This is a genomic window from Providencia stuartii (assembly GCF_029277985.1).
In the GTDB taxonomy this organism is placed as follows: domain Bacteria; phylum Pseudomonadota; class Gammaproteobacteria; order Enterobacterales; family Enterobacteriaceae; genus Providencia; species Providencia zhejiangensis.
Genome location: NZ_CP119546.1, coordinates 4,117,821 through 4,133,892, shown reverse-complemented (window position 1 = coordinate 4,133,892; position 16,072 = coordinate 4,117,821). Strand labels below are relative to the sequence as shown.

Genomic DNA, 16,072 nt, shown 5'->3' with positions numbered 1-16,072 from the left:
CCCATTATGTTAAATCAGAGCGATAAAAACAGAATTATCGCTCTAGCGTGTGAATTAAAACGCATTCGGTTTGTAACGTAGCGAACCGACAATTCTGTCCCATATTTCGATCATCTCTGATTCACTATAGGTGGTAAATTTATTTCTATTATTCATAACGATATATAATTTAGGGAGAATTAAAGAGCCCGTTGCTTCATTGCCGTTAAACGTAAAGAAATAATACGGTAAATCGGGGATCTGTTTATTTTCTGTTTTTGAATACACTTCTTGTTCACCTTTCACGAGCCATTCCTGTGAAGGAATATTATTGGGTGATGCATTTCCATTTCGGATGGTTTTTCGGTTATGTCGACGTATCGCTTCGTTTATCTCTGCGCTGCGGCTTAATAGAGTGTCATTGGAGCCTGCAAAGCGATTATCCGACTCAACCGAAAAAATAAACTCGTTCGAGTCGTAAACAAAAGAAACGTCCTGTTTCGGGATTGCGTTATCGTCTAAAATAAAACCATTTGGGATGCAAACACCTTTTTCCATCGGGATTTCATGATCTAATCGCCCTTGTAATCGAGTAATTAACGACTGCATAGCCGCTAATTTAGTGGGTTTATCATTTGCCTGAACCTCTGTAAACCCTCTGGCTAAAAATGCCAATTTTTTCTTTTCATACTTTTGGTCAGAAAAATCTCTGATATTTGTAGTAATAATAAAAGCTATATGATTCACATACACATGAGCTTCTAACATTCGATACGAATCGTCGGATGTTGGTTTATTTCTATCAAAAACAACCCCTTTACCATCGGGTAATTGAATAATCGCTTTCAGCATCGGTGCATTTTCTGCACTGGTTTTCCATTCCCGCAATTCTGCTTCACGTAATTCAATGCGTTGTTTAAATGATGGTGGGTAGATAAACTGACTTTCAATTTTAAAGTCACCAATAAAGATACTATTACGAAGTTGATTATTAAAAGACTCAGGGACATTGATTACATAGCGCCCAATGCATTGTGGTTTTGTTTTTTCAAATAAGGTCTCAATCACGGTATTTTCCTTGTCGGTCAATTCAGTTTGCGCGAGCGTTTTTGTGAAACTCCCTCCGATACACATCACTATCCCAATAAACGCGATGATGCTTCGCTGACGATGATTAATCTGCTGCACGAATATCCACCTCTTGCACCATCTTCACGATAGCTCTTAGCGTAAATTGAATTGCTTTTCGCTGCTCGCTTTTAATATCGCCAAGGCTGTCTACTGCGTAAGCATTTTGATGGTCTACATTGGTCGCCAAACTACTTTGTGTTGATGGACTCTTGATAATATCAACCAGTGATTCGACTGGAACTGTACCATCGCCAGCACCTTGAGAAGAAACCAATCGAAATTGCGTGTATTTGTATGCGCTGCTATCCCATAGACCAAATGCATTGTTCAATTCATTCGCTCCAGAAAATACAATGCGTTGGTTATTTTCAGGATTAAAAATTAAAGGATGCTTAGGACTTGGCTTCAAGGGGACTTCCTTTTCAACCGACCACGCTAGTGTGTTATCCGAGCTTATTTCTGTGCCATAAAAAACATAGGTATTCGGATGGTATAGGCCTTTTTCTTGATGCTCCATAAACTTGCGAACTTTATCATCCATAAGATCATTATAAGCAAGCCAATTACTATTAATATCTGTCTGTTTTTTATCTAGAATATCTGGCTCGTATAATCGCCACCACACATCTTCGCGTAAATAAATTTCATCAAACGGATCGAATTTTCCCGTGGAAGTATCCACGATAGAAGGATAACGGCCACTACCTTCGACGGTGAGCCATGAGGGTTGATATTTCGGGTAAGGAAGAAGCTGTAGAGGTGCAGGGGCAAACGCAAGGACAGACATGAGTTCCTTTGCGGTAGAGCCTAAGACAGCCCCTGCAATACCTTCTTGTGCCGCGCCCACCTTCATTCGCCGATACGCAGCAGGAGAGCCTAAATCCGGAATAACACCATGCACAACGCCTAAGACTTTATCTTTGCACCCTTGAAATGCCCCTTCTGGTGGGTTCATGGCATAACGCGCAATCAACCCGCCCATTGAATGGGTTAAAATAATGACTTTTTCAATGGCTAAACCATATCCATGTTTATATTTATAAGTATCTAGAACCTCATCGATATAGGTCGCCAGATTTTCAGCAGAAATGGCGTTATCTTCAAGCCAGTTATACCCGAAGACATGTACTGAAAATAAGAAATGTTCAAAATGAGCTAACTCTTCGTCAGACAATAAGGCTTCACCCGTTCCCCCTATGGGTTTATTCACAAGATGTCGTAATATGCCTTTTGATGGACCTTTGCTCTGAAAAGATTTGCTTTTATCTCTCCTCACTATATTCAAGATATCGTGTTGCCAATCATCGAGTAATGCGGTTTGGAGCACATCAAGAAACGTCCCATAACTTAAAAAAAGGGCTTTTCCCCACCCGCGTTCGCTCCTTTTGGGTAGAATGTTACCGTCATCACTAAAGGGGGTATTCTCGCTCTTAATATACTTACCGCTATCATCAATCAGTGTAGATTCAACGTTTAATATCTCCCGCCTTTTTTTCCCATTTAAATTGGTCAGGTAGAGTGTATCCATCCCCATAAACTTATCCGCTCGCCAAACGGGTTCTCCGTTTTTTGTATTTTTAAGATTGGTTCCCATAATTCCAGGAATAAAAATGACCGGAATAACTTTCGTTGGCGGTACAATGCATTTTGCTTCAGCATTCAGTGATTTATGTTGAGTCGTGACATCATCCCAATGAACTTTTCCATTCTCCGTCCATTTAGGAATATGATACGAAACGTGTAGACATTCTCCGGCTTCAGGGGGGGCTTTCTCTGACATAACGCAGTTCCTTTCGAGTTTTCCTTAAGGTAAATAAGATAGCGTAATTTTGCTTAAGTTTCCGCTTGATATGTCTGATTTATTAGATTCCCATAAGACTTATTATTTATGTTAAACGGACGAGTTGGCTACTCAAAACCGCCTTCTTATATCCATTAAAGCCCCTAAAATCAATTTTAAGACACGAAAACTCTATCAAACCATCCAATGGGCAACGCTACAACACTCGCAGTTGGCTGCGCATGATTTTATGGATAGCGCAACGCGAGCATTGATTAAACGATTTAATCGTGAAGTAGGTGCAGGCTACCATTCACTGAAAGATAGTCAGCATCGTTTGGCTGAGATCAGTGAGCAATACTTATCTTCTCGTATTGATATGTTGACTGCTTATCAGCAGGACCTCAAATTTGTTACGGCAAAATATAAAGGTTTAAATTCGTCCTTATTGAGTGAACAGATATCGCTATTCCATAAGGGAGAGGACGCGGTAAGCTTATTGACAGGTATGACTGAGATGCATGACCGAATTGGATCATCATTGACGTTTTGCTTGGGTAAAACAGTAACTTGCACAACGGTTTCTGGCTAATTTTTTAAGCGATTAATACTCAGTGAGTAGCGATCTTTTAAGCATAGAAAGCGTTCATCATGGCCGTGATGAACGCGATAACATGATGAATATCACTCACTCATCTACCAATAGTTTTGTCATATTAAAACTCGGCTTTATGGTTAGTCACATTGATTTAAGAGTCTAATCATTAAGATTTAAGTTTTTAATTTTAAATTTTCCATTCAGTGAAGTATAAAATCATACCGAGTAACCATTCTAATATTTATCATGTCATTGAATAAGTTAATTGATTCTCTTTCTACACAAGGTTGGTATGTGTGGGATGACTTTTTGAACCTGTCAGAAATACAGGCAATTAAAAGCTGCATTCCTGAAAAACTACACGACGCTCGTATTGGTAACGGTGAATCGTTACAAGACAATAAAACGATTCGTGGTGACCAAACTATTTGGCTAGAGTCTGAAATGGGGGCACCTATTGCAGAGTATATGGCGAAAATGGACGTTATCCGCCAAGCATTAAACCAACAATGCTACATGGGGTTACGTGACTTTGAGACGCATTTTTGCCGTTACCCAAATGGCGCGTTTTATAAAAAGCATGTCGATAATTTTCAAGGCCAAGGCCGACGCAAAGTGACGACGGTGCTTTATATGAATGAGGCGTGGCAGCGAGGTGATGGTGGGGAATTGGTTGTGTATGATCATCAAGATAATAAACTGTTTCAACTTGACCCTTTAGCGGGGCGGATGATTGTGTTTATGTCTGAAGAGTTTCCTCATGAAGTTCTCCCTACCCAACAAAAGCGTGAAAGTATAGCCGGTTGGTTTTTAACCGAAAAAATACTTTAACCTTACTGACGAATGCCACCTCCTCGCGGAGGTGGGCTGTAAATGGATTAATTAATTCGTTTAAATGCTTGTCCAGAAAAGGTAATATTCGCATTTCCTCTTTCTATTTGATAATGCGCATTATGCCGTTGCTTATTCAATTCCGATGCTTGCTGATCTTGGTATTCATTTAAACGCCAATAAATAAGTTGCTTAGCTAATTTCTTATTCGCATGCTGACTACGCTCAGATTGCACTTTGACACTGATCCCAGTTGCAAGATGTTTTGCTCTTACCGCTGAGCAAGTTTTATTAACATGCTGCCCACCAGGACCTTGAGCTTTTATAAATTCGAATTCAATATCACTCTCTTCAATAGCTTGAATAGGTGAAAAGCGGATCACATTAATAAACCAATTTTTCCGTTTATGGTTGGGCCTTAAGGGGCTTGGACATTGCCACTGTAGTGTACCAGACCATAACTGAGCTAGCTTTTCAGCGTCATGCCCTTCTAAAGAGACCAACGCAGATTTTAAACCGTGTTTTGATGCGACAGTGTCGAGTAGATCAACCGTCACTTGATGTTTTTTAGCTTCAACGAAAAAGCAAGCTAACGCTTTTTCAACGACAATACAGCACTCCTCGGGGCCTTGTACAGACGAAAATTGTAATAACATTACGCACACTCCCCACTGGTTTTGTAGGTCAGTAAGGGGCGTAAACGTGCGATAACCTCAATTAACCCTGCTCCCACCATGCTTTCAATCACGGTTTCAATCGACTTATAGGATTGTGGCGCTTCCTCATAAATCAATTGTTTATTAGCACAGATGACTCGGCTACCTAATGCAGTTCGCGCTAGCTGTAATGGGGTATAGCGATGAGACAGTCGCCCCTTACACTCCGTACGCATCCATTTGCGACCCGCACCGTGAGCCAGTGAATTTAAGCTAACCTCACGGGGATGAGGCAGAACTAAATAACTGAAATCGCCGCGTGATCCCGGAATAATGACCATGCCTTGGTCAGAAGGGGTGGCACCCTTGCGATGTAGCCAACCTTCTATACCGCTAAGAGTGCACGGCTCAACCAAATTATGATTAACATCAAGGACCATTTCCCCCTTAGCCTTGACCTGCTGCAACATACGTAAACCAATTAATTGGCGGTTTAATTCGGCAAAAGATAATGCATTTTGGTGTGCCTCTAAATAGGCTTTCGCTTCATTTGAAGACTCTTCAAGGCCATTGTGTCCATAGTTTTCAACATGCTGACGTAATATGGATTGGCCTAATCCACGAGAGCCACTGTGCACAAGCAGTAATGCACATTTTTTATTTAAACCGCTTTGGGTAATCGACTCGTCGCTAAAGATTTTGTCGATGATTTGAAATTCAGCAAAGTGATTACCGCCGCCAATGGAGCCGAGTGAGGACATAAAATGATGGGATTTCATCTCATGTGGAACATGCTCATTAAGCCATTCTAAGGGAGCGCTATCCGGCATTGTGGATAGCTGTTTTTCAAACTTATCCAAGTTTAACTTAGTGCTCTTGATATCGGTTTGAAATAAACGCATTCCACAACCAATATCATTACCGACCAATGCGGGATAGAAGCGCTGTGCTGAGAAAAATGCAGCACCAATTGGGTAACCACGACCCGGATGTAGATCTGGCATACCGACCACAGAAACCATGTTAGGGAGTGCCGCGGTTGTTTGTAATTGTTGGATCGCTTTGCTTTCAATCCACGTGTTTTCTGTCGCGATATAACTGACGTGTTCGCTGACAGAATGAATGATATTGCCCATAAGTCATTAACTCATTTTTAAGGAAAAAATAAGGTGATTTAGCAGGCAAGAACTGGAGAGATAGAGAGACTATTTCTGAGTACGCCCGCAAAGAGTGTGATGAATTGTTGTCATAATGTTCCTCCTTACAGTGTGTGGGTGAGTAAAAAAACGAGCGGATAATAACGAGGGGGATAGGGGATTGCAAGCAGTTTTCACAATGGTGTTGCTGATTAAGAATGCTTTACTCTGTGTAGAACGGCTTACTGAAAGGCAGTAAGCCGTCTAAATATTAATTAAATATTAAGCTATTGTGCGACATGGACGGTCTTTCCGCCAATAATCGTACGCAATACTTTTACATTTTCGATATCATCTGCTGGGATTTTAAATACATTGCGATCAAGGACGATCATGTCTGCAAATTTCCCGACTTCTAATGAACCAATCACATCTTCTCTGTGTTGAGCATAGGCAGAATCAATGGTTGCTGAACGTAGAACTTCAGTCACGGTCATATCACGGTCATTATCCAGACGGGGTGCTGGGTTACCGTCAATGTGACGCCCGCGACGAGTGGCTGCGACTTTTAAATCATACCACTCATCAAAGTCATCAATTGGCCAGTCACTACCGAAAGCAACTACCGCGCCCGCATCGATAAACTTCGCAATCGGTTCCAATTGTTCGAAACGCTCTTCGCCTAACATCTTGCGTTCAAAGGCGGCCAGTTCAGGTGTGGGGGCTGCCCATTGAAAGGAAAGGCAAGCAATAGTGTTGAGGCGTGCAAAACGTTCATAATCTTTTGGATGTACCAATTCATTATGAGCAAGACCTGGGCGAATATCTTTTTCTGGATGCGCCGCGCGCATCTTTTCAATCGCATCCAGCACGATAGAAACGGCTCCCTCACCAACGGTATGTAAATGGGGGTCGTAACCTGCTGCTGCAATTTTTTCCATTAATTCATCCAGAATTTCAGCAGTAAAATACAAATCACCGTAGTTATCGGTTTCAACCCAGTTCGGTGCTTCGTCAGTGCCTTTATTGATACGATAAGGTTGGAGCAATGAAGCCGTCATGGTTGGGTATTGCAATACGCCATCGACAAACATTTTGATATTACGTAGACCAATCCCCGGTGCTGGCGTCCAATCAGCTTGGTGCCATTTTTTGGCAAAAGCAACGGCTTTATCCACCGCGGCCGCAACGGCTGCGACATTAGGCGTATCATCTGGTGTAATTTCTCGAGCCGCTTGAAAACGCACCGTTAGTTCACCGCGGCGTTGGAGTTCCGCGAACGCTTCTAACTGCTGTTCGGAAACACGCGCATCCATAACGGTGGTCACGCCTTGCTGGTTGAGTACTTTTTGCACTAATTCAGCGACTTCAACCGCTTGGTCATCACGAATTGATGGAATACTATCCGCGGCACGCATCGCCGGAGCATCTTCTAAAATGCCATTTAGCTCGCCATTAGCATATTTACCGATTTTGCCATCAGGTGGCTCAGGGGTATCTTTGGTGATACCAAAGAGTTCTAATGCACGGCTATTGGCTAATAAGGTGTGGCAGTCATTGGAAAATAGGACGACCGGACGCTTTGTCTTCAGTTTATCCATGTCTTCGCGATACATATCGATGCCTGCGGGTAACATGCCTTGACGTAGCCATGCAGTGACTTTTAGCCAATCATTTTCACCTGTACGAGGATCTTTATCCAAGTGTTCTTGGACGCGCTGAAGAATTTGTTCAATAGTCAGCGATTCATAGTTGAGGTGACACCCAAATAATTGAATACCGCCCCAAAATGGGTGCATATGACCATCGATGATGCCTGGCATCATCATCTTACCTTCTAAATCGATACTTTCAGTTTTCGGCCCAACATATTGATGTAATTCATCAGAAGTACCGCTCGCGATAATATAACCATCTTGTACGGCAATGGCATCTACAACACTATCTTGTTTATCAGCAGTGTAGATATAACCGTTGAAATAAATGACATCAGCAACTTTATTATTCATTTCTATCACAGTCTTTATCAGGGGCTCGGTATAGGTAGAGCCAGAATAACAAAGGGGAAGGCATCGCTCCCCCAAGTCTACAATTATATGAATGTCACTCTAACTACTTCGAGGCACAGCTGGGTAGCAACAGTATGCGACATTTATACGTGATTCTAGTCAATACATACGTTAGCTCGAAATAGCGAGAGTTAATTGATAATCATATTCGTCTCATCGTCAGAGATTGCTGGTGGACTACGTCTGAAACCCTGTGTCAGCAATGTCAGATAAAACGCGCCTGCCGCAAGCCAGCATAGGCCAACCGTAAAGGCTTCTTTATCTAAACTTGTCCATAACCATAAGGTCAGTATGACACCAATCGACGGCATAATCAGGCAAGTGATCAGTTTTTTACCGTTTAAAGCCTCTTTACGGTCGATATAAAAGTGTTTGATAACCGACAAGTTAACAAAGGTAAACGCAATCAATGCACCAAAGCTGATCATTGACGCTACCATGCTTAACGACAGTACCAGTGAGAGCAGTGACGCGATAGCAACAAAGATAATTGAATACACCGGCGTATTCAGCCTTGGGTGCAGATAAGCAAATATAGAGCGTGGCAATACACCATCACGACCCATAGCATAGAAAATACGCACAATACTGGCTTGTGACGTCATTGCAGAGGCAAACACACCGATCACATAAGCGGTGATAAAGCTGGATGCCATCATGGCTCCACCAACTTGTTTCATGACTGCAAGGCTAGCAACATCGGTATTCGGAATAAACTCTTGCCACATAGGGTAGCTTAAGTGTGCGCTATACGAGATAACCACAAATAAGGTGCCAGCAATAAAGACGGTATAGATAATCGCTTTAGGTAGGGCGCTGCGAGCATCCTTTGTTTCTTCCGCCATTGTTGAAATGGCATCGAAACCTAAGAAGGCTAAGCAGAGAACCGCTGCTCCTGCAAATAAACCAGGAACCTGATCTGCTGCCAGCGTAATCGGCGCGAGTAGTGCTTCAGTATCTAGCACAAAGTTTGTTTTGAAACTCAGATATAAGAAGACCGCAATAAAGACAATTTGCATGGCGATGATCAGCATATTCATGGAGGAAACTAATTTTATCCCCAAAATATTCATCAAGCTGACAACGGCAATTGTCGTGCAGATAATCACTGGCATTGGAATGCTCGGGAATGCTTCATGAACGAAGATCCCAATAGCAATATAGTTAATAATTGGCAGAAATAGATAATCGAGCAATTGTGCCCAACCGACGAGGAAGCCCAGTGTACCGCCAAACGTCCTTTGCACATATGAATAGGCAGAGCCTGCTAGCGGCAGTGCACTTGTCATTCGGCAATAACTCATCGCAGTAAATAGAACAGCAGCCAATGTCACAAGATAAGCGATAGGCAAATGGCCTTCACTTAATACAGTCACTTGGCCATAGGTGGTGAAAATTCCGAGTGGCACCATATAAGCCAGCCCGAAAAAAACTAACGCAGGTGTGGTCAGTACACGTTTCATTTGAACGGTATTCTGTTGCATTTTTAAGCCCTTCCCAAAAGCCCTTAACAACTATCAACTCCATAGGCGGAGTGAACCTAAAATGCAGCTATACTCGTTAATACTTCAGTTGCAGCGTTATGTTAATAAATGGTAGCTATGTTCATTTGAACAAGCAGCATCACTTTCTATGCTATTAGCGGTGCATTCATTGATGTTTAACTGCATCTAGAATTATGTGAGTATATAACCTGAGTTATAACGCTACATTATTGTATTAAAATAAATTTTAGAGCGAACTCATATTCAATTTCAGAAAACCTCGCACCAGGACATTTGATAAATCATCTGTCATCGTGCGCACTTTAATGAAACGTCAGTGATGAATCGGACCATCACCATCCGCTGGGGTGAATACAAGCGGCGTACAATATAGATTCGATGTTCCTTTAACGCAATGATTAATTATTAAAAAAATAAATATTTTTTTAATTCAATAAGTTGGTTTGATTTTAATGTGGGTAAATAAAAGCTCATTTTGGATAAATATAATAATAGCTTGTTTGAGAATTAAATCAATGTGTTACATGCTTTTCTAAAATGTTGATTTTTATTGGATTTATTGTTTGTTTGAATGAAAGTATTAGAGCCATTGCCAATGACAGATGATCATTTCTCTATTGATGTGAATAATAGGTACTATTAATCGTAAATAGGTTATTTGTAATTTATTTAGGTTGGGGAAATCATTTATCTAAATGATATAACTTTGTCGATTGTCTATATGCATAAAGTAAATTAACAAATGAAGTTCCATAAAATGAAACCCTGACCTTCTAATTAATAAATAATAAAAGGCCAGGGTTTCGATAATTGCCTTTAAATAGGCAATTTACTGAATTTATCTTCGTAACCTACGTTGTGTGTAAAGTGCATCCAAGGTAAATAAAATTAATGCAACCCAAATAAAACCAAAAGTGACTAACAATTCTGATGTCATTTGTTCACCATAGATAAATACAGCGAGTAAGAACATAATTGTTGGTCCCAAATATTGGAAAAATCCAAGTGTTGATAAACGTAAGTGGTTTGCTGCTTCAGTAAACAGTAACAAAGGCACCGTTGTAATCACACCAGCGAGGATTAATAACACATTTAAATGCCAATCATTCATTGTCATATTGCTAGTCGGACTATCCGCAAAGAATAGTAAGAAGATGATGCCGACAGGTAATAACCAGAGTGTCTCGAATGTCATGCCAATTTGAGCATCAACCCCCAGTTTTTTACGCAATAAACCGTAAGTTGCAAAAGTGACCGCAAGGCTTAACCCAATGATCGGCACTGAACCAAATTGCCATAGTTGGATCAGCACTCCCATGAGCGCTAAACAGACGGCAATCCACTGCATGCGGCGAAAACGTTCTTGTAGAAATAGCATGCCAAACAAGACGTTGACTAAAGGGTTTATAAAATAGCCTAGGCTAGCTTGTAACATATGACCATTATTGACAGCCCAAATATAAATTAGCCAGTTGGAAGCAATGGTTACCGCAGTGACACCCAAAATCAGAATTTTTTTAGGGTGTTTTAACACTTGGCGCATATAGCTCCAATGCCTAGTGGCCGTTAATAAGACCAACATAAAGAAAAATGACCAAATAATACGGTGAGTCAGTATTTCTTCTGCTGGCACCTCTTGGATGGTTTTAAAATAAATAGGTGCGACGCCCCAAATTAAATAGGCGCCCAAGGCGCATAAGACACCCTTAATGGTGTTTTGTTGGTTCATTATTGACTCTGAATTCGAATAAACGGCTAAAAGTAAGTCGATTGAGATATCGAGCCAAAGAAAATATTGGCTCGATTTATGACCTTATTAATGTGACATTGCTCGAGTTTTTTTACAAGTCATTAGTTGAGTAAGTAACTAAATTTTTACTTTTTATTTTCATCCAATTAGATAAGTCGCAGTGGCTGTAGCAATATGCTGGTTACGTTCATTATGTAATTCACAACGAGTCACGGCAATTTTATTACCGTCGCGCAGTAAACTTGCACTAGCCGTAAAAACTTCACCGCGACCAGGACGTAAATAATCAACTCGTAGATCGATGGTGCCCATTTTTGACATTTTCTCAACGATATCTTGATGGATTAATGGGGTGATACGTTGAAGAATGCGGTTAATACATACCATGCCGCCGGCAACATCTAATAGGGATGCGATCACGCCACCATGCAGGATATTTTGTGTGAAATTGCCTATCAATTCTGGACGATTATTAATGGTCAGTTGGACAAAATCATCGCTCATATGTGCTAATTCGATGCCTAAAAGGTGATTAAAAGGCATTTTATAGATAAATGCATCACTCATGAGCTTACTGGCTTCTTCTAATGTGTAAGTATGGTCATTCATCTGCTTTATTCCTTTAAAAATATGTGAACAATAAGTTACCACTATGTATAAAATATGTCTCTAGCAAATGAACGAATAATCTTTCAGCAGTTATCAGATTTTATGTGTAAAATGAGAAAAACTTTTTTTGGGAATGTACAAAATAGGAATAACAGAATGCGCATTTTTCACAAATTACTTAGTGTAGTGCTCTGTTTTTGGTCCGTATCATTATTTGCGGCAGAAAAATCGGATACGCCAAATTCGCAAGAAGTTACAGATAACAAGCCAATAAGAGGGAGTATTATTTCGGGTTTATTACAAAATTACGATAATCCTTTTGTACTTTATCCATATGAGTCTAACTACATTATTTATACTTATACTTCATCAATAAATAAGGAAGCGATACAAACCTATAATTGGGGTGATGATGCTTTACATGACGAAGTAAAATTTCAACTGAGTTTAGCTTTTCCTTTATGGAGAGGGATTGCGGGGGATAATTCCGTCTTAGCCGCATCTTATACGCAACGTTCTTGGTGGCAATTAAGTAATAAAAAAGAATCTTCACCCTTTCGTGATACTAACTATGAACCGCAAATTTTTATTGGTTGGGCGACTGACTACCAGTGGGGGGGTTGGACGTTACGTGAATTAGAAACGGGTTTCAACCATGAGTCGAATGGCCGTTCTGAGCCGACGTCACGCAGTTGGAATCGTATTTATGCACGTGCTATGGCCCAAAATGGTAACTGGCAAGTCGATTTAAAACCTTGGTATCGCATTCACGAAAGTGAAGGAAGTGATGATAATAAAGATATCACCAAATATATGGGCTATTACCGGTTAAAAGTAGGTTATGCCTTAGGTGATAGTGTATTTACGGCAACGGGGCGTTATAACTGGAATAGTGGCTATGGTGCGGCTGAGCTAGGTTGGAGCTATCCAATCACCAAGCATGTGAGGTTCTATACCCAATTATTTAGCGGTTACGGCGAATCCATGATCGATTATGATTATCGGCAAACTCGCTTTGGTATCGGTGTGATGCTAAATGATATGCTTTAGTCGTTAGCACTTATTTGTTAGCATACGACAACCTTAATTCAAGCGATACCTTGAAAGGCTTCGGGCACTAACCCACTATTTAGACGCTGCTCTCTGACGGGCAGCTATCAGTTTGTAATTTGAGGATCCGCGTGTCTACTGCAGAAGTGATCTCCCAGTTTTCACTTGCTGAAAGTATACTCAACAGTACTTTCGGTTATCAGTCTTTCCGCCCTGGGCAGGAAGCCGTTATTCGAGCAATTTTTGACCATCGTGACTGCTTAGTACTCATGCCAACAGGGGGCGGTAAGTCTCTGTGCTATCAAGTGCCTGCTCTAGTCAAGGAGGGGGTGACGCTGGTGGTTTCCCCCTTAATTTCATTAATGAAAGATCAGGTCGATCAATTACGACTTCATGGCATTAGTGCGGCTTGTTTAAATTCTTCTCAGACCGCCCAAGAACAGCGTGAGGTCATGGATCTGTGCGCGCAAGGTGTTTTGAAATTACTGTATATCGCCCCTGAAAGATTACTGACTGACTACTTTCTAAACCAACTGGCTAATTGGAATATAAGTCTATTGGCCGTCGATGAGGCTCATTGTATTTCACAATGGGGCCATGATTTCCGTCCTGAATATCGTGCCCTTGGGCAATTGAGACAACATTTTCCTGATGTGCCAGTGATGGCATTAACAGCAACGGCAGATGAAACAACACGAGCAGATATTGTTCGCTTGCTCGATTTACATGACCCGTTGATACAAATCAGTAGCTTTGATAGACCGAATATTCGCTATACCTTAGTAGAAAAGTATAAGCCACTGGAACAACTTTGGTTTTTTATTAAAGCCCAGAAAGGCAAGGCTGGTATCGTTTATTGTAATAGCCGTAGTAAAGTGGAAGAAACCGCCGAACGCTTACAAAAACGGGGGCTAAGTGTTGCAGCGTATCACGCGGGATTAGATAGCCAGCAACGTGAGTGGGTTCAGGATGCTTTTTTAAAAGACAACTTGCAAATTGTTGTGGCAACAGTGGCATTTGGTATGGGGATCAACAAGTCGAATGTGCGTTTTGTTGCACATTTTGATATTCCTCGCAATATTGAAGCCTATTACCAAGAGACTGGACGTGCCGGACGTGATGGGGTTGAGGCGGAAGCAATCCTTTTTTATGATCCCGCTGATATGGCATGGCTACGCCGCTGTCTCGAAGAAAAACCCGCGGGTCTGCAACAAGATATTGAACGGCATAAACTAAATGCGATAGCCGCATTTGCTGAAGCACAAACTTGTCGTCGATTGGTACTACTCAATTATTTTGGCGAAAATAGGCAGTCACCGTGTGGGAACTGTGATATCTGTTTAGACCCTCCAAAACAGTATGATGGTTTAGTCGATGCACAAAAAGCGCTCTCGTGCATTTATCGTGTTGGTCAACGTTTTGGTATCGGCTATATTGTCGAAGTATTACGTGGGGCGAATAATCAGCGTATTCGGGAATTAGGCCATGACCAATTACCTGTTTACGGTATCGGAAAAGAGCAAAGCCATGAGCATTGGGTGAGTGTGATCCGTCAATTAATTCACCTTGGCATGATCACACAAAATATTACTCATTTCTCCGCATTACAACTTACTGAAGCAGCTAGGCCGATTTTACGCGGTGAATCATCACTGCAATTAGCCGTTCCTCGCGTTTTAGTAACAAAAAGCCGTAATCAGCAAAACAAAGTTTATCGGGGTAACTATGATAAGAAGTTGTTTGCTAAGCTACGCAAATTACGTAAATCTATAGCCGATGAAGAAAACATCCCCCCATTTGTGGTTTTTAATGATGCAACACTGATTGAAATGGCAGAGCACTGCCCTACGTCTTCCTCAGAATTGTTGTTGATCAACGGCGTGGGAGAACGGAAGCTAGAACGCTTTGGTGATGCCTTTATGACATTGATTCGGGATCATCTTGAAGGTTACGAATGACGAAAGGATAAATATAATGACCCCTGAGAAGCTAAAAGAGAGCTGGTTAAATCGAGAAGCTCAATTTGCTGCGTTTACCAACGGGCCTCTTTTGGATTTCTGGATACAGCGAGAGGAAGCTGAATTTTTGGGGGTAGATGATGTGCCTATCCGTTACGTTCGTTTTATCAATTCTCAGCACAGTAAAGCCATTGTGATCTCTCCAGGGCGTAGTGAAAGCTATGTGAAATATCCTGAAGTTGCTTATGACTTTTATCATCTTGGCTTTGATGTCTTTATTGTGGATCATCGAGGTCAGGGACGATCAGGACGTATGCTTGCCGATCCACAAAAAGGGCACGTTGAAAAGTTCACTGATTATATCGATGATTTTGCAAAGTTTATTGAACTTGAAGTGCAATGTCGGCATTATCTCAAATGTTATGCCTTAGCCCACTCGATGGGAGGAGCGATCCTAGGAGGCTACTTATTGCGAGATAAGGTGACTTTTGATGCGGCTGCGCTTTGTGCGCCTATGATTGGGATTAATTTACCTATACCACATTGGCTAGCCAGCTTTATTGTTGATAGGGCAGAATTACACCAAAGTGTGCGTAATGAGTATGCGGTATCGACGGGTAAATGGCAGCCATTACCTTATATGATTAACGTCCTGACACACAGTCAAGAGCGCTATCGGCGTTATTTGCGTTATTATGCCGACTATCCTGACTTGCGTCTTGGAGGGCCAACTTATCATTGGCTAAAAGAAAGTTTTGCAATTGGTGATGAGCTGATTGCAAGAGCGGGAGAAATTGATGTACCACTGATGCTACTAGAAGCAAGTGAAGATAAAGTGGTCAGCAATCGAGAGCTACAGGCTTTTTGTCAAAGTCGGCAAAAAGCACAAACAGGAAGAGAAGAAAAATTACCTCTCGTGATAGAAGGGGCACACCATGAAATCCTGTTTGAAGTGGATGCACTAAGAGCGATGGCACTTAATGCAATCTGTGATTTTTTTGAGCAGTATTAGTTAGGAAT

At 41.4% G+C, this 16,072-nt stretch carries 13 protein-coding genes; 5 read left to right on the top strand and 8 right to left on the bottom strand.

Annotated elements, in window-relative coordinates:
* Positions 1-54: 54 nt before the first annotated feature.
* Together P2E05_RS18735 and P2E05_RS18730 are read right to left on the bottom strand one after the other, a co-directional pair.
* A complete protein-coding gene (locus P2E05_RS18735; protein ID WP_410241998.1) occupies positions 55-1,047 on the bottom strand; it encodes a T6SS immunity protein Tli4 family protein in 993 nt (330 codons plus the stop codon).
* 106 nt (positions 1,048-1,153) lie between these two features.
* Positions 1,154-2,890 (bottom strand): lipase family alpha/beta hydrolase, encoded by a 1,737-nt coding sequence (locus P2E05_RS18730; protein WP_249999462.1) that lies wholly within the window; start codon positions 2,888-2,890, stop codon positions 1,154-1,156.
* 124 nt (positions 2,891-3,014) lie between these two features.
* Here P2E05_RS18730 and P2E05_RS18725 point away from each other — a divergent pair, with 124 nt between their 5' ends.
* A complete protein-coding gene (locus tag P2E05_RS18725) occupies positions 3,015-3,482 on the top strand; it encodes a hypothetical protein (RefSeq protein ID WP_163863248.1) in 468 nt (155 codons plus the stop codon).
* 252 nt (positions 3,483-3,734) lie between these two features.
* Positions 3,735-4,319 (top strand): 2OG-Fe(II) oxygenase, encoded by a 585-nt coding sequence (locus tag P2E05_RS18720; protein WP_154624355.1) that lies wholly within the window; start codon positions 3,735-3,737, stop codon positions 4,317-4,319.
* A gap of 47 nt (positions 4,320-4,366) precedes the next feature.
* Here P2E05_RS18720 and prfH read toward each other — a convergent pair whose 3' ends face one another.
* The 6 genes from prfH to P2E05_RS18690 all read right to left on the bottom strand — a co-directional run bounded on the left by prfH (position 4,367) and on the right by P2E05_RS18690 (position 12,044).
* Positions 4,367-4,975: a peptide chain release factor H gene (gene prfH, locus P2E05_RS18715; RefSeq protein ID WP_272657856.1), complete on the bottom strand. Its 609-nt coding sequence runs from the start codon at positions 4,973-4,975 to the stop codon at positions 4,367-4,369.
* Positions 4,975-6,111, bottom strand: a complete 1,137-nt coding sequence (locus P2E05_RS18710; protein WP_272657855.1) for an RNA ligase RtcB family protein — start codon at positions 6,109-6,111, stop codon at positions 4,975-4,977. Before P2E05_RS18710 ends, prfH begins: the two co-directional genes overlap by 1 nt.
* Before the next feature lie 287 nt (positions 6,112-6,398).
* On the bottom strand, positions 6,399-8,120 hold the full coding sequence (locus P2E05_RS18705; protein ID WP_154624358.1) for an amidohydrolase: 1,722 nt from the start codon (positions 8,118-8,120) through the stop codon (positions 6,399-6,401).
* Positions 8,121-8,311: 191 nt separating this feature from the next.
* Complete coding sequence (locus P2E05_RS18700) at positions 8,312-9,664, bottom strand: APC family permease (protein WP_154624359.1); 1,353 nt, start codon at positions 9,662-9,664, stop codon at positions 8,312-8,314.
* A gap of 859 nt (positions 9,665-10,523) precedes the next feature.
* Positions 10,524-11,414, bottom strand: coding sequence for an EamA family transporter RarD (rarD, locus tag P2E05_RS18695; protein ID WP_272657854.1), 891 nt, complete (start codon positions 11,412-11,414; stop codon positions 10,524-10,526).
* 159 nt (positions 11,415-11,573) lie between these two features.
* Complete coding sequence (locus P2E05_RS18690) at positions 11,574-12,044, bottom strand: thioesterase family protein (protein ID WP_154624518.1); 471 nt, start codon at positions 12,042-12,044, stop codon at positions 11,574-11,576.
* Between the two features lie 156 nt (positions 12,045-12,200).
* Here P2E05_RS18690 and pldA point away from each other — a divergent pair, with 156 nt between their 5' ends.
* The 3 genes from pldA (at position 12,201) to pldB (ending at position 16,064) form a co-directional block, all read left to right on the top strand.
* Positions 12,201-13,094: a phospholipase A gene (pldA, locus tag P2E05_RS18685; RefSeq protein ID WP_154624517.1), complete on the top strand. Its 894-nt coding sequence runs from the start codon at positions 12,201-12,203 to the stop codon at positions 13,092-13,094.
* 131 nt (positions 13,095-13,225) lie between these two features.
* Positions 13,226-15,052: an ATP-dependent DNA helicase RecQ gene (gene recQ, locus P2E05_RS18680; RefSeq protein ID WP_163863243.1), complete on the top strand. Its 1,827-nt coding sequence runs from the start codon at positions 13,226-13,228 to the stop codon at positions 15,050-15,052.
* Between the two features lie 16 nt (positions 15,053-15,068).
* On the top strand, positions 15,069-16,064 hold the full coding sequence (pldB, locus tag P2E05_RS18675) for a lysophospholipase L2 (RefSeq protein ID WP_154624515.1): 996 nt from the start codon (positions 15,069-15,071) through the stop codon (positions 16,062-16,064).
* Positions 16,065-16,072 lie beyond the last annotated feature (8 nt).

What these genes read in the sequence shown, in the direction of transcription:
- P2E05_RS18710 (WP_272657855.1), bottom strand. Translation starts at nt 6,111, where the DNA reads ATGGGCAATATCATTCATTCTGTCAGCGAACACGTCAGTTATATCGCG.
- P2E05_RS18705 (WP_154624358.1), bottom strand. Translation starts at nt 8,120, where the DNA reads ATGAATAATAAAGTTGCTGATGTCATTTATTTCAACGGTTATATCTAC.
- pldA (WP_154624517.1), top strand. Translation starts at nt 12,201, where the DNA reads ATGCGCATTTTTCACAAATTACTTAGTGTAGTGCTCTGTTTTTGGTCC.
- pldB (WP_154624515.1), top strand. Translation starts at nt 15,069, where the DNA reads ATGACCCCTGAGAAGCTAAAAGAGAGCTGGTTAAATCGAGAAGCTCAA.
- P2E05_RS18730 (WP_249999462.1), bottom strand. Translation starts at nt 2,890, where the DNA reads ATGTCAGAGAAAGCCCCCCCTGAAGCCGGAGAATGTCTACACGTTTCG.
- P2E05_RS18720 (WP_154624355.1), top strand. Translation starts at nt 3,735, where the DNA reads ATGTCATTGAATAAGTTAATTGATTCTCTTTCTACACAAGGTTGGTAT.
- rarD (WP_272657854.1), bottom strand. Translation starts at nt 11,414, where the DNA reads ATGAACCAACAAAACACCATTAAGGGTGTCTTATGCGCCTTGGGCGCC.
- P2E05_RS18700 (WP_154624359.1), bottom strand. Translation starts at nt 9,664, where the DNA reads ATGCAACAGAATACCGTTCAAATGAAACGTGTACTGACCACACCTGCG.
- prfH (WP_272657856.1), bottom strand. Translation starts at nt 4,975, where the DNA reads ATGTTATTACAATTTTCGTCTGTACAAGGCCCCGAGGAGTGCTGTATT.
- P2E05_RS18690 (WP_154624518.1), bottom strand. Translation starts at nt 12,044, where the DNA reads ATGAATGACCATACTTACACATTAGAAGAAGCCAGTAAGCTCATGAGT.